The organism is Metabacillus sp. B2-18, from assembly GCF_021117275.1.
Classification (GTDB): Bacteria; Bacillota; Bacilli; order Bacillales; family Bacillaceae; genus Metabacillus.
In genome coordinates, this window is sequence record NZ_CP088245.1 from 116,371 (window position 1) to 140,408 (window position 24,038).

The window sequence follows — 24,038 nt, forward strand, 5'->3', positions numbered from 1 at the left end:
ATATTTTTAAGCAGCTTGGAAACGAAGAGTCAAAAAGACGGAGGTAGCAAAGATGGCAAAAGAAGTTAGAGTTCGTTATGCACCAAGTCCAACTGGACATTTACATATTGGAAATGCAAGAACAGCATTATTTAATTATTTATTCGCTAAAAATCAAGGTGGAAAATTTATTATACGTATTGAAGATACGGATAAGAAACGTAATATTGCTGGCGGAGAAGAAAGTCAATTAAAGTACTTAAAATGGCTAGGAATTGATTGGGATGAAAGTATTGATGTTGGTGGAGAATATGGCCCATATCGCCAATCAGAGAGAAATGATATTTACAAGAAATATTATGATGAGCTTCTAGACAAAGGTTTAGCTTATAAATGTTATTGTACAGAAGAAGAGCTGGAAAAAGAACGCGAAGAACAAATGGCGAGAGGTGAAACACCTCAGTATTCAGGTAAGCATGCTAACTTAACAAAAGAAGAACAAAACGAATTAGAATCACAAGGGCTTCAAGCAAGCATTCGTTTTCGAGTACCTGCTAATAAAGAGTACCGTTTTACTGACATGGTAAAAGGAGATATTTCCTTTGAGTCAGAAGGAATGGGTGACTTTGTTATTGTGAAAAAGGACGGAACACCTACTTATAATTTTGCAGTAGCTGTTGATGACCACTTAATGGGGATTTCACATGTACTAAGAGGAGAAGACCACATTTCTAATACGCCAAAGCAATTGATGATTTATGAAGCGCTTGGCTGGGATATTCCCGTATTCGGTCATATGACATTAATCGTAAATGAAAACCGCAAAAAATTAAGTAAACGTGATGAATCAATCATTCAATTTATTGAGCAATATGAAGAGCTTGGTTATCTACCAGAAGCATTATTTAACTTTATTTCATTACTTGGTTGGTCGCCGGGCGGAGAAGAAGAGGTATTTACAAAGAATCAATTAATTGAAATCTTTGATGCAACCCGTCTTTCTAAATCTCCAGCTGTCTTTGATACACATAAATTAGCTTGGATGAATAATCAATATATTAAGCAACTAGATCTTGAAAAATTAATTCCACTTTGCTTGCCGCATTTAATTAAAGCTGGGAAAGTGTCAGAAAACATGAGCGAGGAAGAACAAGAGAGAACTCATCAATTAATTGCGCTCTATCAAGAGCAATTGAACTTTGGAGCAGAAATTGTTGCTCTAACGGAGCTTTTCTTTAAAGAAGAGATCTCTTATGAAGAGGAAGCAAAGGATGTTCTTGCAGGAGAGCAAGTTCCCGAAGTTTTATCAGCGTTTGTGAGTGAAATCAATCAAAGTGATGATTTTTCAGCTGATACAGTGAAAACAATGATAAAGGCTGTCCAGAAAGCAACCGGACAAAAAGGGAAAAATTTATTTATGCCGATTCGTGTAGCGATAACAGGTCAAACACATGGACCGGACTTACCAAAATCTATTGCGGTTTTAGGAAAATCCACCGTTTTAGCTAGATTACAAAGTGTAATTAGTTGAGTTCATTTCATAATGATCGCTTTTAAATCAAAAAATGAGACTTTTCTTTCATCTAGCTTATTGTTGAATATACGAAGAAATGCAATGAAAAATGAACCTCAAACGTTTTTTGGTAACAAATTGTACATTATGAAGATGATTCAGTTAACATTTGCATAAAAATGTAATATAGTATGGTTAAACTATATTTAAAGCGTTGATAAGGAGAGTAGAGTTTTATTTCCTTTATAGAGAGAACCCTCATCGGCTGAAAGGGGTTTAAGTGAAGTAATTCTTGAAGTGCACCTTAGAGTCCTTTGCTAAACGTCATTTAGACTAGTAAGTAAAGGCGTACCCTCTACGTTACAGAGTTAAAGTTGAGGTTAGAGTGATCGTTGTACTCTTTCCTAAACAGAGTGGAACCGCGCATTCAAGCGTCTCTGTCATGTTGCAGAGGCGCTTTTTTATATTCTCAGGAAAAATCTAATAAAGTTTATGATTGGAGGGGAAATTTATGTTGAAAATGATGAAAGAAGACGTAGAGGTTGTTTTTGAGCAAGATCCCGCAGCAAGAAATTATTTTGAAGTTATTTTAACTTATTCAGGATTACATGCCATTTGGAGTCATCGAATTGCCCATGCTTTTTACAAAAAGAAGCTCTTTTTCTTAGCTAGAGCTATCTCGCAGATAAGCAGGTTTTTTACAGGAGTTGAGATTCATCCTGCTGCAAGAATTGGACGCCGTTTCTTTATTGACCATGGAATGGGCGTTGTTATCGGGGAAACATGTGAGATTGGAGACAATGTGACGGTCTTCCAGGGAGTAACACTTGGTGGAACGGGAAAAGAAAAGGGGAAAAGGCATCCGACCATTAAAGACAATGCGCTAATTGCTACAGGAGCAAAGGTGTTAGGCTCTATTACTGTTGGAGCATACTCAAAGATAGGAGCAGGATCTGTTGTCCTAAAAGATGTCCCAGATCAATCGACTGTTGTTGGAATTCCTGGTAGAGTCGTTATCCAAAATGGAAAGAGAGTTGACCAGGACTTAAACCATTCAGATTTACCAGATCCAGTTTCAGATCGTTTTAAGGAGTTAGAAGCTGAGTTAAAACAATTAAGAGATGAAGTACAACACCTAAGGAAAGGAAAGAATGACTATGACAATAAAGTTGTACAATACGCTAACGAGACAAAAGGAAACGTTTGAGCCTCTAGAACCGGGAAAGGTAAAAATGTATGTTTGTGGCCCAACCGTTTATAATTATATTCATATAGGAAATGCTAGACCCGCAATTGTTTATGATACGGTAAGAAGATACTTAGAGTATAGCGGGTATGAGGTGAACTATATCTCAAACTTCACAGATGTGGATGATAAATTAATTAAAGCGGCTAATGAATTGGGTGAAGATGTTCCTACCATTGCAGATCGGTTTATTGACGCATATTTCGAAGATGTAACAGCACTTGGCTGCAAACGTGCGACCACACATCCACGTGTAACAGAAAACATTGATATTATTATTGATTTTATCCAAGCTTTAATTGATAAAGGCTTTGCTTATGAAGCAGGCGGCGATGTTTATTATAAGACAAGAGAATTTAAAGGGTATGGAAAGCTTTCACATCAATCGGTTGAGGAGCTTCGCTTAGGAAACAGAATTGAAGTAGGGGATAAAAAGCAAGATGCTCTAGACTTTGTTCTTTGGAAATCAGCAAAAGAAGGGGAAATTTCCTGGGAAAGTCCGTGGGGGCATGGTCGACCTGGATGGCATATTGAGTGCTCTGCTATGGCACAAAAATATTTAGGTGACACAATTGACATTCATGCCGGTGGTCAGGACTTAACATTCCCTCATCATGAAAATGAAATTGCTCAATCTGAAGCTGTAACAGGTAAGCAGTTTGCTAAGTATTGGTTACACAACGGATATATTAATATTAATAATGAAAAGATGTCAAAGTCTTTAGGGAACTTTGTTTTAGTTCACGATATTATTAAAGAAATAGATCCACAAATTGTTCGTTTCTTTATGTTGTCTGTTCATTATAGACATCCAATCAACTTCTCTCAGGAGTTATTAGAGAGTACAAAGAACGCGTTTGAACGTTTAACAACATCATATGGAAATTTAAAGCATCGTAAAAACAGCAGCACAAATTTAACAGATAATAACGAAGAATGGCTAACAAAAATTAAAGACTACCAACAGCAATTTAAAGAAGAAATGGATGATGACTTTAATACAGCTAATGCAATTTCTGTTTTATTTGATCTATCAAAACAAGCAAATTACTATTTGCAGGAACAGAATACATCAACTGAAGTGATTCAGGCTTTCTTAGATCAATTTGATCAACTGGGTAAAGTGTTAGGGGTAACATTCGAATCAACAGATCTTTTGGATGAAGAAATTGAAGAAATGATTCAACAGCGTATTCAAGCAAGAAAAGACCGCAATTTTGCTTTAGCTGATGAAATCCGTGATAAATTAAAAGACCTAAATATCATCTTGGAGGATACACCACAAGGTACGAGATGGAAGCGCGGTTGATTACAGTACACATAAATGGGGAATAAAGATAAAAAGAAATATTGTTAAGACTATAGGCAGGGCTCCAGGCTTCAACCTTACTGTAGCTCTGCCTTCAATAGGAAAAGAGGAACACAATGTTTTTAGAATTACTTACAATAAAAGATTCCAAGCTTTTAAATAGCTTGGCTTTGGCTTATATTGGCGATGCTGTTTATGAGATTTATGTAAGACATTATCTTTTAGCTAAAGGCAATATCCGTCCTAATCAACTTCATAATCAAGCAAAAACATTTGTATCTGCAAAGGCACAAGCAAGCACATTACACCATTTCTTCTCGCTTGAGTTTCTTACTGAAGAAGAGCAAGCGGTGTTAAGAAGAGGAAGAAATGCAAAGTCTGGGACAATTCCAAAAAATACAGATGTACAAACTTATCGTTATAGTACAGCGTTTGAAGCACTTATTGGATACCTTTACTTAGAAAAAAGGCACGAACGTCTTGAGGAGCTAATTCAAAAGTCATTTACATTTATTGATGGAAAGGAGGGGATGTCATGAGTGAAGATTTTATTATTGGGCGTAATCCGGTAATCGAAGTATTAAAATCATCGAGAGACATTAATAAAATATGGGTAGCAGAAAACTCTTTAAAAGGACAAGCCCAGCAAATTACGAAGCTTGCTAAAGAAAGAGGTATAACCATCAATTTTGTACCTAAAAAGAAGATTGATCAGATGGTGGAAGGAAACCATCAAGGTGTAGTTGCCCAGGTGGCTGCCTATGAATATGTTCATGTTGACGATTTACTAAAAGTAGCCGAAGAACGAAATGAACCACCATTTTTATTATTGTTAGATGAAATTGAGGATCCACATAACCTTGGGTCCATCATGAGAACAGCTGATGCAGTAGGGGCACATGGTATTGTTATCCCTAAGCGAAGAGCAGTTGGGCTAACAGCGACAGTAGCAAAGTCATCTACTGGGGCAATTGAACATATCCCTGTGGCAAGGGTTACGAATATGGCGAGAACAATCGATGATCTAAAGGAAAAAGGTGTATGGATTGTAGGGACAGATGCAAAAGGAGCAGATGATTACCGCAATCTTGATGGAAAGATGTCACTTGCATTAATTATAGGAAGTGAAGGTAAGGGGATTGGTCGTCTTATAAAAGAAAAATGTGATTTCTTAGTCAAGATGCCAATGGTTGGACATGTTACATCATTAAATGCATCTGTAGCAGCTAGTCTCTTAATGTATGAGGTATATAGAAAGCGATATCCTCTAGGGGAGTAGAGTGAAATGGATATCCTATTGGTTGATGGATATAACATTATCGGTGCGTGGCCGGAATTACAAAACCTTAAGAAAAATGATTTAGCGGGAGCACGAGATCTATTAATTGAAAAAATGGCTGAATATCAAGCATATACAGGATACCGGGTCATTATTGTATTTGATGCTCATATGGTAAAGGGCATTGAGAAAAAGCAGAAAAATTATCGAGTTGAAGTCATTTTTACAAGAGAAAATGAAACAGCTGATGAAAGAATTGAGAAGCTGGCTATTTCATTAAGTAATATTAAAACTCAAGTTCATGTAGCTACCTCAGACTTTACTGAGCAATGGGCAATCTTTGGACAAGGTGCATTAAGGAAATCAGCAAGAGAGTTACTTAATGAAATGACGTCAATTGAAAGCAGGATTCAACACAAAGTGAAGAAGATTGAGGAAAAACGACCTTCTTCAAAGATTGCTATTCCAGAAGATGTTCTAGAAAAATTAGAAAAGTGGCGAAGAGGAGATCTGTAGTTGGTTTTAAAAATAAAATCTTATATCTTTGGCAACGAACGATATCCAGTACTTACACCAGACTCCGGAACAAATAATGTGTAAGTACAGCCAATGCTACTGAACGTTATATTTATGGTTGGTTGACGCTTACAAAACCAATACTGTATAATATTGTTATCTTGCGTGCGGTCGGGGGGATCGACTTGAATTCACCAATCAACAGGGGCAAAGTCAACAAAGAAGATTTAGAGTTATTGGAAGATGAACAAGTAGTTGAACTTGTGCATTTTGGAGAAAGTGAAGCGCTTGATTATTTAATTACAAAATACCGAAATTTTGTCCGGGCGAAAGCAAGATCATATTTTCTAATCGGTGCTGACCGGGAAGATATTATCCAAGAGGGAATGATTGGTTTATACAAAGCCATTCGTGACTTCAAGGAGGACAAGCTCACTTCTTTTAAAGCATTTGCCGAGCTATGTATTACCAGGCAAATCATTACCGCAATAAAAACTGCAACTCGTCAAAAGCATATTCCGCTGAATTCCTATGTTTCTTTAGACAAGCCAATATATGATGAAGAGTCTGATCGAACACTTATGGACGTTATTACAGGTGCAAAAGTGATGGACCCTGAGGAACTCATTATCAATCAAGAAGAATTTGATGATATTGAGGTGAAGATGGGGGAGTTACTAAGTGATCTTGAACGAAAGGTCTTAGCTTTATATTTGGACGGCAGGTCATACCATGAGATCTCCGAAGATCTAAATAGACATGTTAAATCGATTGATAACGCTCTGCAACGAGTGAAGAGAAAGTTAGAACGCTATTTAGAACTACGGGAGATTAGTTTATAATTATATACATTAGGATATGAACGTTTGTTGACGAAAAAATTCTACTGTGATACAGTTTTAAAGAATAAAACGTAGCGGTAGGTGATGACATGCGTAAAAAGATTATCCTTGCATGCACATCGTGTGGAAGTAGAAATTATACAACGATGAAAAATAGTACAAGCACAAATGATCGGTTGGATGTTAATAAATTTTGTAAAGTATGTAATTCGCATACAAACCACCGTGAAACGAAATAGTACAGCACTTATATATTTCATATAATGAAGTTTCCTTATTATCCTGGAGGTAGCACAATGCAACGTTTAATTAGTTTTTTCCGAGATGTTACTCGTGAAATGAAAAAAGTCAGCTGGCCTAAAGGTAAAGAGCTTACAAAGTACACAATAACAGTTGTATCAACTGTTACATTTGTGGCAGTGTTCTTTGCGGTTGTTGACTTAGGTATTTCTTCTTTAATTCGTTTGTTTTTTGAATAACAAATGGAAAATCGTGCTATAATAGAAAATATTAAACTTTGTCTGCAAAACCCGTTAAACGGGTTTTTTCATTGTATAAAAAAGTAATAATATAAGCAGATGCTATCGTTTGTTGATCAACCTATTGTGGGGAGGGAAGGACAAGTAGTCCTGAAACTATGGAAAAGAATTGGTATGTAGTACACACCTATTCAGGTTATGAGAATAAAGTTAAGGCCAACCTTGAAAAACGTGTGGAATCGATGGGAATGGAAGACAAGATCTTCCGCGTGGTTGTACCTGAAGAGGAAGAAACAGATATTAAGGATGGTAAGAAGAAAGTAGTTAAAAAGAAGGTCTTCCCAGGTTATGTGCTAGTTGAGATCGTCATGACGGATGATTCATGGTATGTTGTGCGAAACACACCTGGAGTAACTGGGTTCGTAGGCTCTGCAGGTCATGGGTCTAAACCAACTCCACTATTACCTGATGAAGTGAATTTTATTTTGAAACGCATGGGTATGGATGAGCGTCGTGTTGAAATTGATTATGAATTAAAAGAAACTGTTAAAGTAACAGAAGGTCCTTTTGCTAATTTCACAGGTTCCATCGAAGAAATCGATCAAGATAAAAATAAACTTAAAGTTCTTGTGAATATGTTCGGCCGTGAAACACCAGTAGAACTAGATTTTTCTCAAGTAACGAAATTATAATGTAAAAAAACTTGAAATCAATTTCGAAAAGTGGTAATATTTCATAGGTCAGTATGTCTCGAGACTTGAGATATTATTTTGATCAGAAATTTCTATTTCTGAAAGTATAAGGGTAGGTAAACTCAATTAATGAGTTGCTCTAATTATGACCATTCGAAACGCGAGTGGCTAGATGAGTGGGAGGGTAATAAACCCCATTACCACATCACGGACTTAAGGAGGTGTGTCTCGTGGCTAAAAAAGTAATTAAAATTGTAAAATTGCAAATTCCTGCAGCTAAAGCTAATCCAGCTCCACCAGTTGGTCCTGCATTAGGTCAAGCTGGTGTTAATATCATGGGATTCTGTAAAGAGTTCAACGCTCGTACGGCTGAACAAGCTGGATTAATCATTCCAGTTGAAATCACAGTATTCGAGGATCGTTCATTTACATTTATTACGAAAACTCCTCCTGCTGCTGTATTACTTAAGAAAGCAGCTGGAATTGAGTCTGGTTCTGGTGAACCAAACCGTAATAAAGTAGCGACTGTTAAGCGTGACAAGGTACGTGAAATCGCTGAAACAAAAATGCCTGACTTAAACGCAGCTAGTGTTGAGTCAGCAATGCGTATGGTAGAAGGTACTGCACGTAGCATGGGTATCGTTATCGAAGACTAATTTCTATTAGTCGAGTTGTGTTAGGGGGTTGCGAGTTTGCTTAAAAACAAGTTCGCAACCTTTATTCGTGGGAGGTTATTCCGCTAAAACCACTAAGGAGGAAACAAAAATGGCTAAAAAAGGTAAAAAGTTTTTAGAAGCTGCTAAATTAGTAGATCGTTCAAATTTCTACTCTGTACAAGAAGCAGTAGAACTAGTTAAAAAGACTAGCATCGCAAAATTTGATGCAACTGTAGAAGTTGCTTTCCGTTTAGGCGTAGACCCTAAGAAAGCTGACCAACAAATCCGTGGAGCAGTAGTACTTCCAAATGGTACTGGTAAAACTCAACGTGTATTAGTATTTGCTAAAGGTGAAAAAGCGAAAGAAGCTGAAGCAGCAGGTGCTGATTATGTTGGTGATGCAGACTACATCAACAAAATCCAACAAGGTTGGTTTGAGTTTGACGTAATCGTTGCAACTCCAGACATGATGGGTGAAGTTGGTAAATTAGGACGTGTATTAGGACCAAAAGGTTTAATGCCAAACCCTAAAACTGGAACAGTTACATTTGATGTAACAAAAGCTGTTAATGAAATCAAAGCTGGTAAAGTTGAATACCGTCTTGATAAAGCTGGTATTATCCATGTTCCTATCGGAAAAGTATCATTTGAAGATAGCAAACTTGTAGAGAACTTTACAACAGTTTATGAAACATTATTAAAAGCTAAGCCTTCTGCAGCAAAAGGTACTTATATGAAGAGCGTAAATGCTACTTCTACTATGGGACCTGGTGTGAAGGTAGATTCTTCAAGTTTCGCTGTAAAATAATAGCTATTGACTTCGTATAGAAGTTTATATATAATTATCAATGTTGTTTAAAACAAATATCGCTATACCGTAGACAGTAGGTGCTTTTATAAGCTTAAATATCCTGCCGAGGTGTATTTACGAATAAAGCATGATTTTGCTTATTGTATGTACAAAACCTCCATGTCTTGTGGAGGTTTTTTAATGACCATCACCGAACGGTACTAGTGTTACATGAATCTAACAGGAGGTGTAACAATGAGCGCAATTATCGAACAAAAGAAACAGATCGTAGATGAAATTTCTACTAAGTTCCGTGAAAGTAAATCTACTATCGTTGTTGATTACCGCGGATTAACTGTAAGTGAAGTTACTGAATTACGTAAGCAATTACGTGAAGCAGGAATCGACTTCAAAGTTTACAAAAACACAATGACTCGTCGTGCTGTTGAGCAAGCTGAGCTTACTGGTCTTAATGATGTATTAACAGGACCTAACGCAATTGCATTCAGTAATGATGATGTTGTAGCTCCGGCTAAAATTTTAAATGACTTCGCTAAAAAACACGAAGCTCTTGAAATCAAAGCTGGTGTAATCGAAGGTAATGTTGCTAGTGTTGAAGAAGTTAAAGCTCTTGCTGAACTTCCATCACGCGAAGGTTTACTTTCTATGTTGCTTAGCGTACTTCAAGCTCCTATCCGTAACTTTGCTCTTGCTACTAAAGCAGTTGCAGAACAAAAAGAAGAACAAGGTGCTTAATCGGTACAACAATCTAGTATGTCTTTACTAATAAAATATTAACAGGAAAAACAAGGAGGAAATTATAATGACTCAAGAACAAATCATTGAAGCAGTTAAAAATATGACTGTTTTAGAATTAAACGACTTAGTTAAAGCAATCGAAGAAGAGTTTGGTGTAACTGCTGCGGCTCCTGTAGCTGTTGCTGCTGCTGGTGGCGAAGCTGCTGCTGAGCAAACTGAATTTGACGTAGTACTTGCAAGTGCTGGCGGACAAAAAATCAAGGTTATCAAAGTTGTACGTGAAGCTACTGGCTTAGGCTTAAAAGAAGCTAAAGAATTAGTAGATAACGCTCCAAAACCACTTAAAGAAGGCGTTTCTAAAGAAGAAGCTGAAGAATTAAAAGCTAAACTTGAAGAAGTTGGAGCTTCTGTAGAAGTTAAGTAATAAATGTACTATATAAAAAAGCTCGCCGGTTAAAGGCGGGCTTTTTTGTACTTAAGAATAATTGAAGTAACTAATGCATCTATTCGCATTTTGCAGTAGATGATTTTTTATCATTAAATTTGATTTAATACGTATAAAATGCAAGGTTGATGTAAAACCTATTCTTCTGTAAGAGGAGGAACTTTTATGAGTAATCATTATTATTCTGAGAAGCCAACTGTTGAAAGTGAGCGTAAAACATGGACATTTCAATTAAAGGATTTTCTTTTTACATTTCAAAGTGACCGTGGAGTGTTTTCAAAAAATGAAGTAGATTTTGGTTCCCGCCTTTTAATAGAAACGTTTTTACCACCGGATGTAAGTGGTGATTATCTAGATGTTGGTTGTGGGTATGGGCCTATTGGGTTGTCTCTTGCAAAGAGTTTTAACAAAAAAGTAGACATGATCGATATTAATGAACGGGCAATAGAGTTAGCAAAGGATAATGCTGCTCTTAACAAAGTGGAGAATGTAAATATATTTCAAAGTAATCAATTTGAAAACATTAGTGAAGATCGGAAATATGCCGCTGTTTTAACAAATCCACCAATTCGAGCAGGGAAGCAAGTTGTTCACTCTATTTTTGAAAAAAGCTTCGAACATCTTGAGCATGAGGGTGAGTTGTGGATTGTTATACAAAAAAAACAGGGAGCACCGTCAGCGATGGATAAACTAAATGAAATGTTTAATGAAGTGGAAGTTGTGGAAAAGAAAAAAGGCTATTATATCATAAAAGCAAAAAAGAGTTGACTCCATTTTTTTGTTGTGTTAGTATTATAAAATGCCAATATATAATTTCCATAACTATCTAATTTTTAAGGTAAAAGATGTATAGAAATTAGTTTTATGGGAATACTATTAAAATCAAAAGTACGTTTTAAAAATGTGGTTTTCTTACTAGAAACCCTTTTTATTTTTTGTTTTTTCCTTGCGTCAGTACTTGCATTTTCCTATGTTTTATTGCAGATTTTTTATTGGTAGTATGTAAAGATATTGTTTTTAAAGAGAATGATCATATGTGAGTTCTCTTATTCGTCTGTCTAAAAAAGGTATACATAATAGTACGACGCAAGATCCTATTACGCTTGATTTGAGGGGTGAATGAGTTGACAGGTCAACTAGTTCAGTATGGACGACACCGCCAACGTAGAAGTTATGCACGCATTAGTGAAGTGTTAGAATTACCAAATCTTATTGAGATTCAAACCTCTTCCTATCAGTGGTTTCTTGATGAGGGCTTAAGAGAAATGTTTCAAGATATTTCTCCAATTGAGGATTTCACTGGTAACCTCTCGCTAGAGTTTATTGATTATAGCTTGGGGGATCCTAAGTACCCTGTTGAGGAATCAAAAGAACGCGATGTTACCTATTCGGCGCCATTACGTGTTAAGGTTCGTTTAATTAACAAGGAAACTGGTGAAGTAAAAGATCAGGATGTCTTTATGGGAGATTTTCCTCTCATGACAGAGACAGGTACATTTGTTGTCAACGGAGCAGAGCGTGTTATCGTTTCTCAGCTAGTCCGTTCACCAAGTGTATATTACAGTGCAAAGGTCGACAAAAATGGTAAAAAAGGCTTTACTGCGACTGTTATTCCAAACCGTGGGGCTTGGTTAGAATACGAAACTGACGCCAAAGATGTTGTATATGTGCGTATAGATCGTACTCGTAAATTACCGGTAACGGTTCTCTTACGTGCTCTTGGGTTTGGCTCTGATCAAGAAATCATCGATTTATTAGGTGAAAATGAGTACTTACGTAACACTCTTGATAAAGATAATACGGAAAGTACAGAGAAAGCTTTGCTTGAAATTTACGAGCGACTTCGTCCAGGTGAGCCACCAACTGTTGAAAATGCAAAGAGTTTATTAGACTCTAGATTTTTTGATCCAAAACGCTATGATTTAGCGAATGTTGGTCGCTATAAAATTAATAAAAAGCTTCATATTAAAAATCGTCTTTTTAATCAAAGACTAGCAGAAACTTTAGTAGATCCTGAAACAGGAGAAATCATTGCAGAAAAAGGTACAATGATTGATAGAAGAACGTTAGACCGAATTATACCAATTCTTGAAAGTGGTGTTGGATTTAAAAAAGAACATCCTTCAGGCGGTGTTACTGAGGATGAAGTAACGATTCAATCTATCAAGATATATGCACCTAATGATCCGGAAGGCGAAAAGGTTATTAATGTATTAGGTAACGCTTATGTAGAAGAAGCTGTAAAAAATATTACAGTTGCAGATATTTTATCTTCTATTAGTTACTTCTTTAACCTTCTACATGGTGTTGGTGACACAGATGATATCGATCACCTTGGAAACCGTAGATTACGTTCAGTAGGGGAATTACTGCAAAACCAGTTTAGAATTGGTTTATCAAGAATGGAACGTGTTGTTCGCGAGAGAATGTCTATTCAAGATACGAATACAATTACTCCACAACAACTTATTAATATTCGTCCTGTAATTGCTTCTATTAAAGAGTTCTTCGGTAGCTCCCAGTTATCTCAATTTATGGATCAAACAAATCCACTAGGTGAGTTAACGCATAAACGTCGTTTATCCGCATTAGGACCGGGTGGTTTAACTCGTGAACGTGCCGGCTTCGAGGTTCGTGACGTTCACTATTCTCACTATGGTCGTATGTGTCCAATTGAAACTCCAGAGGGTCCAAATATCGGATTGATTAACTCACTATCTTCTTATGCGAAAGTGAATCGTTTCGGCTTCATTGAAACACCATATCGCCGAGTTGATCCTGAAACTGGTAAAGTAACAGCTAGAATTGACTATTTAACTGCTGATGAAGAGGATAACTATGTAGTTGCCCAAGCAAATGCTAGGTTAGCAGAAGATGGGTCATTTATAGATAATGATATTGTTGCACGTTTCCGTGGTGAAAACACAGTTGTTAATAGAGATCGTATTGACTACATGGATGTATCTCCTAAACAGGTTGTATCTGCTGCAACAGCATGTATTCCGTTCTTGGAGAATGATGACTCAAACCGTGCATTAATGGGTGCGAACATGCAACGTCAAGCTGTACCATTAATGAATCCGGAATCACCTATAGTTGGAACAGGTATGGAGTATGTTTCTGGTAAAGATTCAGGGGCAGCTGTTATCTGTAAACACCCAGGTGTTGTTGAGCGTGTTGAAGCGAAAAATGTTTGGGTACGTCGATATGAAGAAGTTGACGGTCAAAAGGTTAAAGGAAATCTTGATAAATATAGTATGTTAAAGTTTATCCGTTCAAACCAAGGTACTTGCTATAATCAACGTCCAATCGTAAGTGAAGGCGATGAAGTAGTAAAAGGTGAAATCCTTGCTGACGGTCCTTCTATGGAAAAAGGTGAGCTTGCATTAGGTAGAAACGTAATGGTTGCCTTTATGACATGGGATGGTTATAACTATGAGGATGCTATTATCATGAGTGAAAGACTTGTTAAAGATGATGTGTATACATCTATTCATATTGAAGAATATGAATCTGAATCTCGTGATACAAAATTAGGACCTGAAGAAATTACACGTGATATCCCTAACGTTGGGGAAGATGCATTAAGAAACTTAGATGAGCGCGGAATTATCCGAGTTGGTGCAGAAGTAAAAGACGGAGATCTACTAGTTGGTAAAGTAACGCCTAAGGGTGTAACAGAGCTAACAGCAGAGGAAAGACTTTTACATGCAATCTTTGGTGAAAAAGCACGAGAAGTTCGTGATACATCATTACGTGTACCACATGGTGGAGAAGGAATTATTCTTGATGTTAAAGTGTTCAACCGTGAAGACGGTGATGAATTACCACCAGGTGTTAACCAATTAGTTCGTGTTTATATCGTTCAAAAACGTAAAATCTCTGAGGGAGATAAAATGGCTGGACGACATGGTAATAAAGGGGTTATCTCTCGTATCCTTCCGGAAGAAGATATGCCTTATTTACCAGACGGTACTCCTGTTGATATAATGTTAAACCCTCTAGGAGTTCCTTCACGTATGAATATCGGTCAGGTATTAGAGTTGCACTTAGGTATGGCTGCCAGAAAACTTGGTATTCATGTTGCATCACCAGTATTTGATGGTGCGCGTGAGGAAGATGTATGGTCAACATTAGAAGAAGCAGGCATGGCTCGTGATGCTAAAACTGTTTTATATGATGGACGTACGGGTGAACCATTCGATAACCGTGTATCAGTAGGGATTATGTATATGATCAAACTTGCTCACATGGTTGACGATAAGCTGCATGCTCGTTCAACTGGACCATACTCATTAGTTACTCAACAGCCATTAGGTGGTAAAGCTCAATTCGGTGGTCAAAGATTCGGTGAGATGGAGGTATGGGCACTTGAAGCATATGGTGCTGCGTATACACTTCAAGAAATTCTTACTGTTAAATCTGATGATGTCGTTGGTCGTGTGAAAACATATGAAGCAATCGTTAAAGGCGAAAATGTACCTGAACCTGGTGTTCCTGAATCATTTAAAGTATTGATTAAAGAGCTTCAAAGTTTAGGTATGGATGTAAAAATGCTTTCAAGTGACGAGCAAGAAATCGAGATGAGAGATCTTGATGATGAAGATGACTCACAACAAGCTGAAGGTCTTGCTGTAAATGATCAGCCAGAACCAGAGCCTGAAGCTGTTGAATTAGAAAAAGATACAGTAGCGAAAGAATAAATACGAGTTTAAGTTTTTTAAGGAATTCATACACGGGGAGGTTTAACCTCTCCGTGTAATGAACCTTATAAAAGTAGTCTGAATTTGCTTTACATAGCGGTTTAATTTTCTACTAAAAGAACTTTAAATTTGACTCAAATACAGCCATATAAATTGGGTAGAACCTGAAGACGAAAAGGGAGGTAGGCCCCTTGATAGATGTAAATAATTTTGAATATATGAGCATCGGCTTAGCTTCACCTGACAAGATTCGTTCTTGGTCCTTTGGTGAGGTTAAGAAACCAGAAACAATCAATTACCGAACATTAAAGCCAGAAAAAGACGGTCTGTTTTGCGAACGTATCTTTGGACCAACAAAAGATTGGGAATGTCATTGCGGTAAGTATAAAAGAGTTCGCTATAAAGGTGTAGTTTGTGATCGTTGTGGAGTTGAAGTAACTCGTGCAAAAGTACGTCGTGAAAGAATGGGACATATTGAATTAGCTGCTCCTGTTTCACATATTTGGTATTTCAAAGGAATTCCAAGTCGTATGGGGCTTGTTCTAGATATGTCACCACGTGCTTTAGAGGAAGTTATTTATTTTGCTTCCTACGTAACAACAGAAACTGGAGATACTCCTCTTGAGAAAAAACAATTACTTTCTGAAAAAGAATACAGAGCTTACCGTGAAAAATACGGTAATACCTTCCAAGCATCTATGGGTGCAGAAGCTATTAAAAAGCTATTATCAGATATTGATCTAGATAAAGAAGTGGATTCTTTAAAAGAAGAGTTGAAAACAGCTCAAGGACAGCGTCGTACACGTGCAATTAAACGTCTAGAAGTACTTGAAGCGTTCCGTAACTCAGGTAATGACCCATCTTGGATGATTCTTGATGTTCTTCCAGTTATTCCACCTGAATTACGTCCAATGGTACAGCTTGATGGTGGACGTTTTGCTACTTCTGATTTAAATGATTTATATAGACGTGTTATTAACCGTAACAATCGTCTTAAGCGTTTATTAGATCTTGGAGCACCAAGCATTATCGTTCAGAATGAGAAACGTATGCTTCAAGAAGCAGTTGATGCTCTTATTGATAATGGACGTCGTGGACGCCCTGTTACAGGACCAGGTAATCGTCCGTTAAAATCACTTTCACATATGTTAAAAGGTAAACAAGGTCGTTTCCGCCAAAACTTATTAGGTAAGCGTGTTGACTACTCTGGTCGTTCTGTTATCGTTGTAGGTCCAAACCTTAAGATGTATCAATGTGGTTTACCAAAAGAGATGGCACTAGAACTGTTTAAACCATTTGTTATGAAAGAGTTAGTTGAAAAAGGATTAGCTCATAACATTAAGAGTGCAAAACGTAAAATTGAGAGAGTGCAGCCGGAAGTATGGGATGTTTTAGAATCAGTCATTAAAGAACATCCAGTATTACTTAACCGTGCACCAACTCTTCATAGATTAGGAATTCAAGCCTTCGAACCTACTTTAGTAGAAGGTCGTGCAATTCGTCTTCACCCACTGGTATGTACTGCTTATAATGCGGACTTTGATGGTGACCAGATGGCCGTTCACGTACCATTATCAGCTGAGGCACAAGCTGAAGCACGTATTTTAATGCTAGCAGCTCAAAATATCCTTAATCCTAAGGATGGTAAGCCAGTTGTTACTCCTTCTCAGGATATGGTATTAGGTAACTATTACTTAACATTAGAGCGTGCTGGTGCAATTGGTGAAGGTATGATCTTTAAAGATACTAATGAAGCACTACTTGCTTATCAAAACGGATATGTACATTTACATACACGTGTTGCGGTTCAAGCATCTTCATTAAAAAATCAAACATTTACAGAAGAGCAAAACAAAATGTTGCTTGTTACTTCTGTTGGTAAGTTAATCTTCAATGAAATCTTACCTGAATCATTCCCTTACATGAATGAACCAACGAAAGAAAACATTGAAGAAAAAACACCTGATAAATACTTTGTAGCTCCAACGGTTGATGTGAAAGAGCATGTTGCAGCTTTAGAAGAAATCCCGCCATTTAAGAAGGGTATTCTAGGGAAAGTCATTGCAGAAATCTTCAAAAGATTCCATATTACTGAAACATCTAAAATGCTTGACCGCATGAAGAATCTAGGTTTCAGTTACTCTACAAAAGCTGGTATTACGGTTGGTGTATCTGACATCATCGTATTAAAAGAAAAACAAGAAATTATCGGTGAAGCACAAGCTAAGGTAGATAACGTATTAAAACAGTTCAGAAGAGGTTTAATTACTGAAGATGAGCGTTATGAACGTGTTATCTCTATCTGGAGTGCTGCAAAAGATAATATTCAAGGGAAGTTAATGGCGTCCCTAGATAAGCGCAATCCAATCTTCATGATGAGTGACTCTGGTGCCCGTGGTAACGCATCTAACTTTACTCAGCTTGCTGGTATGCGTGGATTAATGGCCAACCCGGCTGGACGTATCATTGAATTACCAATCAAATCAAGTTTCCGTGAAGGTTTAACTGTATTAGAGTACTTCATCTCTACACACGGTGCACGTAAAGGTCTTGCGGATACTGCCTTGAAAACAGCTGACTCAGGTTACTTAACTCGTCGTCTTGTTGACGTTGCCCAAGATGTTATCATCCGTGATGATGATTGTGGTACAGATCGAGGCATTCTGGCTGAGGCAATTAGAGAAGGTACGGAAATTATTGAAAAATTAGATGAACGTCTAATCGGTAGATATTGCCGTAAAGTTGTAAAACACCCTGAAACAGATGAGGTAATTGTTGAGGAAAATGAATTAATTACTGAGGATATTGCAGTAGAAATTATGGAAGCTGGAATTGATAAAGTATGGATTCGCTCTGCATTTACTTGTAACACTAGACATGGTGTATGTAAAAAATGTTACGGACGTAACCTTGCTACAGGAAGTGAAGTAGAAGTTGGTGAAGCAGTTGGTATTATTGCTGCTCAATCAATCGGTGAGCCTGGTACACAATTAACAATGCGTACATTCCATACAGGTGGGGTTGCCGGAGACGATATCACACAAGGTTTACCTCGTATCCAAGAGTTGTTTGAAGCAAGGAATCCTAAAGGTCAAGCGATCATTTCTGAAATTAATGGTGTTGTAGCTGAGATCAATGAAGTACGTGATAAACAGCAAGAAATAGTGATTCAAGGTGACGTAGAATCCCGTTCTTATACAGCTCCATATAATGCAAGACTTAAAGTTACTCAAGGTGATAAAATTGAGAGTGGTCAAGTCTTGACAGAAGGTTCAATAGATCCTAAGGAATTACTAAAAGTAAAAGATCTTCAAGCTGTTCAACAATATTTATTACGTGAAGTTCAAAAAGTTTACCGTATGCAAGGGGTAGAAATTGGAGATAAGCACGTAGAGGTTATGGTAAGACAAATGTTACGCAAAGTCCGTGTCATGGATGCTGGTGATACAGATGTACTACCAGGTACACTCCTTGATGTTCATCAGTTCACTGATGCTAACAAACAAGTGTTGTTAGATGGTAAACGCCCTGCAACTGGACGTCCAGTATTGCTTGGTATTACAAAAGCATCTCTTGAAACTGACTCCTTCTTATCTGCCGCATCATTCCAAGAAACAACTAGAGTTCTTACTGATGCAGCGATTAAAGGAAAACGTGATGAATTACTAGGACTTAAAGAAAATGTAATTATTGGTAAACTTGTTCCTGCTGGTACTGGTATGACAAGATATCGTCAAACGGAACCAATTGCTAAAGTCGAGCAAGTTGAAGAAGTAGTATCAGTAGATTAATGATTATAACTCCATCATTGGGGGGGTAATCCCCCAATGATTTTTAATGGAATTTATTAAATATAATCCTTAAAAGCAGTAAAGAAATGGATGAATAAAGTTTTTTTTGATGATTGTTGACATCCGTCTCGCGCAATGTTACTATATTCAAGGTGTTCCAATCTTAAACCTGTTGCTTTGGAGGATATAAGCTTATGTCTTATGATAAAGTATCACAGGCAAATGAAATCATTGTTGGTACTAAGCAATCAGTCAAAGCTCTTATGAATAATGAAGTTAAAGAGATCATTATAGCAGAAGATGCTGATTATAGAATTATCCAAAAGGTTATTCAAACAGCAGAAACTCAAAAAGTCCCTTTAACAACAGTTTCATCTATGAAAAAGCTTGGAAAAGCTTGTGGAATAGAAGTGGGAGCTGCAGCTGTAGCTATAATCCGGTAAAATAGATGTTTTTGCAGATTAATAATTGCAGAAACTTTGTTTTTGCCTAAATATGAACCACCTGGATGTGTGGTATTAAAAAGTGAAGGGAGGAAAACGAAAATGCCTACTATTAATCAATTAGTGCGTAAAGGTCGCGTAAGCAAAGTAGAGAAATCTAAATCACCTGCATTAAACAAAGGTTACAACAGCTTCAAAAAAGAGCAAACTAACGTATCTTCACCTCAAAAACGTGGTGTATGTACTCGTGTAGGTACGATGACGCCGAAGAAACCTAACTCAGCGCTTCGTAAATATGCTCGTGTTCGTTTAACAAACGGAATTGAAGTAACAGCATACATTCCTGGTATTGGCCACAACTTACAAGAGCACAGTGTTGTTCTTATCCGTGGTGGACGTGTAAAAGATTTACCGGGGGTACGTTATCACATTGTTCGTGGTGCGTTAGATACTGCTGGTGTTGATGGACGTATGCAAGGCCGTTCTAAATACGGTACAAAACGTCCAAAAGCTGCTAAAAAATAATGTTATAAGACATTAAGAATATAAAACTTAGATGAAGGGAGGACATAACATGCCACGTAAAGGTCCTGTAGCAAAAAGAGATGTGTTACCAGATCCAATTTACAATTCAAAGCTTGTTACACGTTTAGTAAACAGAATTATGATCGACGGGAAAAGAGGTAAAGCACAATCTGTACTTTACAATGCTTTCGATTTAATTAAAGAACGTTCAGGTAATGATGCAATGGAAGTGTTTGAACAAGCACTTAAAAACATCATGCCAGTTCTTGAAGTTAAAGCTCGTCGTGTTGGTGGTGCTAACTACCAAGTACCTGTAGAAGTACGTCCAGATCGTCGTACAACTTTAGGTTTACGTTGGTTAGTAAACTACGCACGTCTTCGTGGAGAAAAAACGATGGAAGAGCGTTTAGCTAACGAAATTCTAGATGCTGCTAACAACACTGGTGCAGCAGTTAAGAAACGTGAAGATACTCATAAGATGGCTGAAGCAAATAAAGCATTTGCTCACTATCGTTGGTAATCAATACAATTTAATCAAACTAAATTTCCTATAAGGAAGGAGAAATTACCCAATGGCAAGAGAGTTCTCCTTAAAGAATACTCGTAATATCGGAATCATGGCTCATATTGATGCTGGTAAAACAACGACAACTGAGCGTGTTCTTTATTACACTGGACGTATCCACAAAATCGGTGAAACTCATGAAGGTGCATCTCAGATGGACTGGATGGAGCAAGAACAAGAACGTGGAATCACGATTACTTCTGCGGCGACAACTGCGTCGTGGAAAGGTCATCGTGTAAACATCATCGATACACCAGGACACGTAGACTTCACTGTTGAAGTTGAACGTTCTTTACGTGTACTTGATGGTGCGGTAGCAGTTCTTGATGCTCAATCAGGTGTTGAACCACAAACTGAAACAGTATGGCGTCAAGCAACAACATATGGCGTACCACGTGTTGTGTTCGTTAATAAAATGGACAAAATTGGTGCTGACTTCTTATACTCTGTTTCAACTCTACATGATCGTCTTCAAGCGAATGCTCACCCAATTCAATTACCAATTGGTGCTGAGGATCAATTTGAAGGTATTATCGACCTTGTAGAAATGAAGGCTACATTCTATGGTAATGATTTAGGAACTGATATCGTTGATAAAGAAATTCCTGAGGAATACCAAGAACAAGCTGAAGAATACCGTGAAAAGTTAGTTGAAGCAGTTGCAGAACTTGATGAAGACTTAATGGAGAGATACCTTGGTGGAGAAGAAATCTCTAACGATGAGCTAAAAGCAGCAATTCGTAAAGGTACTTTAAATGTAGAATTCTACCCAGTAATCTGTGGATCTGCATTCAAAAACAAAGGTGTTCAAAAAATGTTAGACGCAGTTATCGACTATCTTCCAGCTCCAATTGATGTAGCTGCAATTAAAGGTATCATTCCTGATACTGAAGAAGAAGTAACTCGCGAATCTAGCGATGAAGGCCCATTCGCTGCATTAGCTTTCAAAGTAATGACAGATCCTTACGTTGGGAAACTTACATTCTTCCGTGTTTACTCTGGTACTCTAAGTTCTGGATCTTATATCCAAAACTCTACTAAAGGTAAACGTGAGCGTGTAGGTCGTATCCTTCAAATGCACGCAAACAGCCGTGAGGAAATCTCTGAGGTTTACTCTGGTGATATTGCTGCAGCTGTAGGTTTAAAAGATACAACAACTGGTGACACTTTATGTGACGAGAAAAACCTTGTTATCTTAGAGTCTATGCAATTCCCTGAGCCAGTTATTCAACTTTCTGTTGAACCAAAATCTAAAGCAGACCAAGATAAAATGACTACTGCTTTACAAAAACTTCAAGAAGAAGATCCAACATTCCGTGCTCATACTGACCCAGAAACTGGTCAAACAATCATTGCGGGTATGGGTGAACTTCACCTAGATATCCTGGTTGATCGTATGAAACGTGAATTCAAAGTAGAAGCTAATGTTGGTGCACCTCAGGTTGCTTATCGTGAAACTTTCCGTCAAGGAGCAAAAGTTGAAGGGAAATTTGCACGTCAATCTGGTGGTCGTGGTCAATTCGGACACGTTTGGATCGAGTTCGAACCAAACGAAGAAGGTAAAGGCTTCGAATTTGAAAACAAAATCGTTGGTGGGGTAGTTCCACGTGAATACGTTCCTGCAGTTCAAGCTGGTCTTGAAGATGCAATGCAGAACGGTGTTCTTGCTGGTTTCCCATTAGTTGATGTAAAAGCTGCTTTAGTAGATGGATCTTACCATGACGTTGACTCAAGTGAGATGGCGTTCAAGATCGCAGCATCTTTAGCACTTAAAAATGCTGTATCAAAATGTAGCCCAGTAATCCTAGAGCCAGTTATGAAGGTAGAAGTTGTAATTCCAGAAGAATACATGGGAGATATCATGGGAGGAGTTACTTCTCGCCGTGGACGTGTAGAAGGTATGGAAGCTCGTGGTAATGCTCAAGTAGTACGTGCTATGGTTCCACTATCTGAAATGTTTGGTTATGCAACTTCATTACGTTCTAACACTCAAGGACGTGGTGTATTCACAATGCACTTTGATCACTATGAAGAAGTTCCAAAATCAATTTCTGAAGAAATTATCAAAAAAAATAAAGGTGAGTAATTGATTTTACCCCCTTTTATGAAGTATAACTACTTATGTGAGAACAGAAAGTGATGTTTCACTTTCTGTTACATATATCCCAAAAAAAAATAGAACTCTAAGGAGGATTTTTAGAATGGCTAAAGAAAAATTCGACCGTTCCAAAACGCATGCTAATATCGGTACAATCGGACACGTTGACCATGGTAAAACAACTTTAACAGCTGCAATCACTACTGTACTTGCTAAGCGCAGTGGTAAAGGTGCAGCGATGGCATATGATATGATCGATGCTGCTCCTGAAGAGCGTGAGCGTGGAATCACTATCTCAACTGCACACGTTGAGTATGAAACTGAAACTCGTCACTATGCACACGTTGACTGCCCAGGACATGCTGACTATGTTAAAAACATGATCACTGGTGCTGCTCAAATGGACGGTGGGATCCTAGTAGTATCTGCTGCTGACGGCCCAATGCCACAAACTCGTGAGCACATCTTATTATCTCGTCAAGTAGGTGTACCTTACCTTGTTGTATTCTTAAACAAATGTGACATGGTTGATGACGAAGAGTTATTAGAACTAGTTGAAATGGAAGTTCGTGACTTACTTTCTGAGTACGATTTCCCAGGTGACGATGTACCTGTAATCAAAGGTTCTGCTCTTAAAGCACTTGAAGGTGAAGCTGAGTGGGAAGAAAAAATCGTTGAACTTATGAACGCTGTTGATGAGTACATCCCAACTCCAGAACGTGACACTGACAAGCCATTCATGATGCCAGTAGAGGACGTATTCTCTATCACTGGTCGTGGAACAGTTGCTACAGGTCGTGTTGAGCGTGGACAAGTTAAAGTTGGTGACGTAATCGACATCATCGGTTTAACTGAAGAGCCAAAATCAACTACTGTAACAGGTGTTGAAATGTTCCGTAAGCTTCTTGATTATGCTGAAGCTGGTGACAACATCGGTGCACTTCTTCGTGGGGTTGCTCGTGATGATGTTCAACGTGGTCAAGTACTTGCTAAACCAGGTACAATCACTCCACACACTAACTTCAAAGCAGAAGTTTATGTATTATCAAAAGAAGAAGGTGGACGTCACACTCCATTCTTCACTAACTACCGTCCTCAGTTCTACTTCCGTACAACTGACGTAACTGGTATCTGCCAACTTCCTGAAGGTATCGAAATGGTTATGCCTGGGGATAACGTTGAAATGACAGTTGAGCTTATTGCTCCAATCGCGATTGAAGAAGGAACTAAATTCTCAATCCGTGAAGGTGGACGTACAGTAGGCGCTGGCGTTGTAGCTTCTATCCAATCTTAATTTGTAATTGATAAAAGGCGAGCATATATTGCTCGTCTTTTTTTGTATATAAATTTAAACACTAATGTGAATGGAGTTTATAAATTCGATGAAACTCCAAATGATGGCTAATTG

22 protein-coding genes and 2 other annotated features are annotated in these 24,038 nt (G+C 37.8%); all 22 genes read left to right on the forward strand.

Features of this window, described 5'->3' with window-relative positions:
* Positions 1 to 52 precede the first annotated feature (52 nt).
* The 22 genes from gltX (at position 53) to tuf (ending at position 23,924) form a co-directional block, all read left to right on the forward strand.
* On the forward strand, positions 53 to 1,510 hold the full coding sequence (gene gltX, locus LPC09_RS00605) for a glutamate--tRNA ligase (RefSeq protein ID WP_231308796.1): 1,458 nt from the start codon (positions 53 to 55) through the stop codon (positions 1,508 to 1,510).
* A 187-nt stretch (positions 1,511 to 1,697) separates the two neighbouring features.
* Positions 1,698 to 1,934, forward strand: a binding site (T-box leader).
* Positions 1,935 to 2,003: 69 nt separating this feature from the next.
* Complete coding sequence (gene cysE, locus LPC09_RS00610; protein ID WP_231308797.1) at positions 2,004 to 2,699, forward strand: serine O-acetyltransferase; 696 nt, start codon at positions 2,004 to 2,006, stop codon at positions 2,697 to 2,699.
* Positions 2,650 to 4,047, forward strand: coding sequence for a cysteine--tRNA ligase (cysS, locus tag LPC09_RS00615; RefSeq protein WP_231308798.1), 1,398 nt, complete (start codon positions 2,650 to 2,652; stop codon positions 4,045 to 4,047). Before cysE ends, cysS begins: the two co-directional genes overlap by 50 nt.
* Before the next feature lie 137 nt (positions 4,048 to 4,184).
* On the forward strand, positions 4,185 to 4,586 hold the full coding sequence (locus tag LPC09_RS00620) for a Mini-ribonuclease 3 (RefSeq protein ID WP_231309710.1): 402 nt from the start codon (positions 4,185 to 4,187) through the stop codon (positions 4,584 to 4,586).
* Positions 4,583 to 5,326, forward strand: coding sequence for a 23S rRNA (guanosine(2251)-2'-O)-methyltransferase RlmB (gene rlmB / locus LPC09_RS00625; RefSeq protein WP_121664170.1), 744 nt, complete (start codon positions 4,583 to 4,585; stop codon positions 5,324 to 5,326). The genes LPC09_RS00620 and rlmB overlap by 4 nt, the downstream gene beginning before the upstream one ends.
* A gap of 6 nt (positions 5,327 to 5,332) precedes the next feature.
* Complete coding sequence (locus LPC09_RS00630; protein ID WP_231308799.1) at positions 5,333 to 5,842, forward strand: NYN domain-containing protein; 510 nt, start codon at positions 5,333 to 5,335, stop codon at positions 5,840 to 5,842.
* 185 nt (positions 5,843 to 6,027) lie between these two features.
* Positions 6,028 to 6,684, forward strand: a complete 657-nt coding sequence (gene sigH / locus LPC09_RS00635) for an RNA polymerase sporulation sigma factor SigH (protein WP_231308800.1) — start codon at positions 6,028 to 6,030, stop codon at positions 6,682 to 6,684.
* A gap of 89 nt (positions 6,685 to 6,773) precedes the next feature.
* Positions 6,774 to 6,923 (forward strand): 50S ribosomal protein L33, encoded by a 150-nt coding sequence (gene rpmG / locus LPC09_RS00640; RefSeq protein ID WP_098798338.1) that lies wholly within the window; start codon positions 6,774 to 6,776, stop codon positions 6,921 to 6,923.
* Positions 6,924 to 6,980: 57 nt separating this feature from the next.
* Positions 6,981 to 7,163, forward strand: coding sequence for a preprotein translocase subunit SecE (secE, locus tag LPC09_RS00645; RefSeq protein WP_231308801.1), 183 nt, complete (start codon positions 6,981 to 6,983; stop codon positions 7,161 to 7,163).
* Positions 7,164 to 7,321: 158 nt separating this feature from the next.
* Entirely contained in the window at positions 7,322 to 7,855 is a 534-nt protein-coding gene (nusG, locus tag LPC09_RS00650; protein ID WP_231308802.1) for a transcription termination/antitermination protein NusG, read from the forward strand.
* A gap of 230 nt (positions 7,856 to 8,085) precedes the next feature.
* Positions 8,086 to 8,511 carry a 50S ribosomal protein L11 gene (gene rplK / locus LPC09_RS00655; protein WP_141549707.1) on the forward strand — a complete coding sequence of 142 codons (426 nt, stop codon included), beginning with the start codon at positions 8,086 to 8,088 and terminating at the stop codon, positions 8,509 to 8,511.
* Positions 8,512 to 8,620: 109 nt separating this feature from the next.
* Positions 8,621 to 9,319 (forward strand): 50S ribosomal protein L1, encoded by a 699-nt coding sequence (rplA, locus tag LPC09_RS00660; RefSeq protein WP_231308803.1) that lies wholly within the window; start codon positions 8,621 to 8,623, stop codon positions 9,317 to 9,319.
* Between the two features lie 49 nt (positions 9,320 to 9,368).
* Positions 9,369 to 9,510, forward strand: a sequence feature (ribosomal protein L10 leader region).
* Positions 9,511 to 9,556: 46 nt separating this feature from the next.
* Positions 9,557 to 10,057, forward strand: a complete 501-nt coding sequence (rplJ, locus tag LPC09_RS00665) for a 50S ribosomal protein L10 (protein WP_212138670.1) — start codon at positions 9,557 to 9,559, stop codon at positions 10,055 to 10,057.
* A 67-nt stretch (positions 10,058 to 10,124) separates the two neighbouring features.
* A complete protein-coding gene (rplL, locus tag LPC09_RS00670) occupies positions 10,125 to 10,484 on the forward strand; it encodes a 50S ribosomal protein L7/L12 (protein ID WP_121664177.1) in 360 nt (119 codons plus the stop codon).
* Positions 10,485 to 10,670: 186 nt separating this feature from the next.
* Positions 10,671 to 11,273, forward strand: coding sequence for a class I SAM-dependent methyltransferase (locus LPC09_RS00675; protein WP_231308804.1), 603 nt, complete (start codon positions 10,671 to 10,673; stop codon positions 11,271 to 11,273).
* A 356-nt stretch (positions 11,274 to 11,629) separates the two neighbouring features.
* On the forward strand, positions 11,630 to 15,208 hold the full coding sequence (gene rpoB / locus LPC09_RS00680; RefSeq protein WP_231308805.1) for a DNA-directed RNA polymerase subunit beta: 3,579 nt from the start codon (positions 11,630 to 11,632) through the stop codon (positions 15,206 to 15,208).
* Between the two features lie 191 nt (positions 15,209 to 15,399).
* Complete coding sequence (gene rpoC / locus LPC09_RS00685) at positions 15,400 to 18,999, forward strand: DNA-directed RNA polymerase subunit beta' (RefSeq protein WP_098798330.1); 3,600 nt, start codon at positions 15,400 to 15,402, stop codon at positions 18,997 to 18,999.
* Positions 19,000 to 19,193: 194 nt separating this feature from the next.
* The gene (locus LPC09_RS00690) at positions 19,194 to 19,442 is read left to right on the forward strand and encodes a 50S ribosomal protein L7ae-like protein (protein WP_098798329.1); all 249 of its coding nucleotides are present in this window, start codon (positions 19,194 to 19,196) and stop codon (positions 19,440 to 19,442) included.
* 102 nt (positions 19,443 to 19,544) lie between these two features.
* Positions 19,545 to 19,967 carry a 30S ribosomal protein S12 gene (rpsL, locus tag LPC09_RS00695; RefSeq protein WP_066330432.1) on the forward strand — a complete coding sequence of 141 codons (423 nt, stop codon included), beginning with the start codon at positions 19,545 to 19,547 and terminating at the stop codon, positions 19,965 to 19,967.
* A gap of 49 nt (positions 19,968 to 20,016) precedes the next feature.
* Positions 20,017 to 20,487, forward strand: a complete 471-nt coding sequence (gene rpsG, locus LPC09_RS00700) for a 30S ribosomal protein S7 (RefSeq protein ID WP_098798328.1) — start codon at positions 20,017 to 20,019, stop codon at positions 20,485 to 20,487.
* 52 nt (positions 20,488 to 20,539) lie between these two features.
* Complete coding sequence (gene fusA, locus LPC09_RS00705; RefSeq protein WP_098798327.1) at positions 20,540 to 22,618, forward strand: elongation factor G; 2,079 nt, start codon at positions 20,540 to 20,542, stop codon at positions 22,616 to 22,618.
* Positions 22,619 to 22,733: 115 nt separating this feature from the next.
* On the forward strand, positions 22,734 to 23,924 hold the full coding sequence (gene tuf / locus LPC09_RS00710) for an elongation factor Tu (RefSeq protein WP_098798326.1): 1,191 nt from the start codon (positions 22,734 to 22,736) through the stop codon (positions 23,922 to 23,924).
* The last annotated feature ends 114 nt before the right edge of the window (positions 23,925 to 24,038 follow it).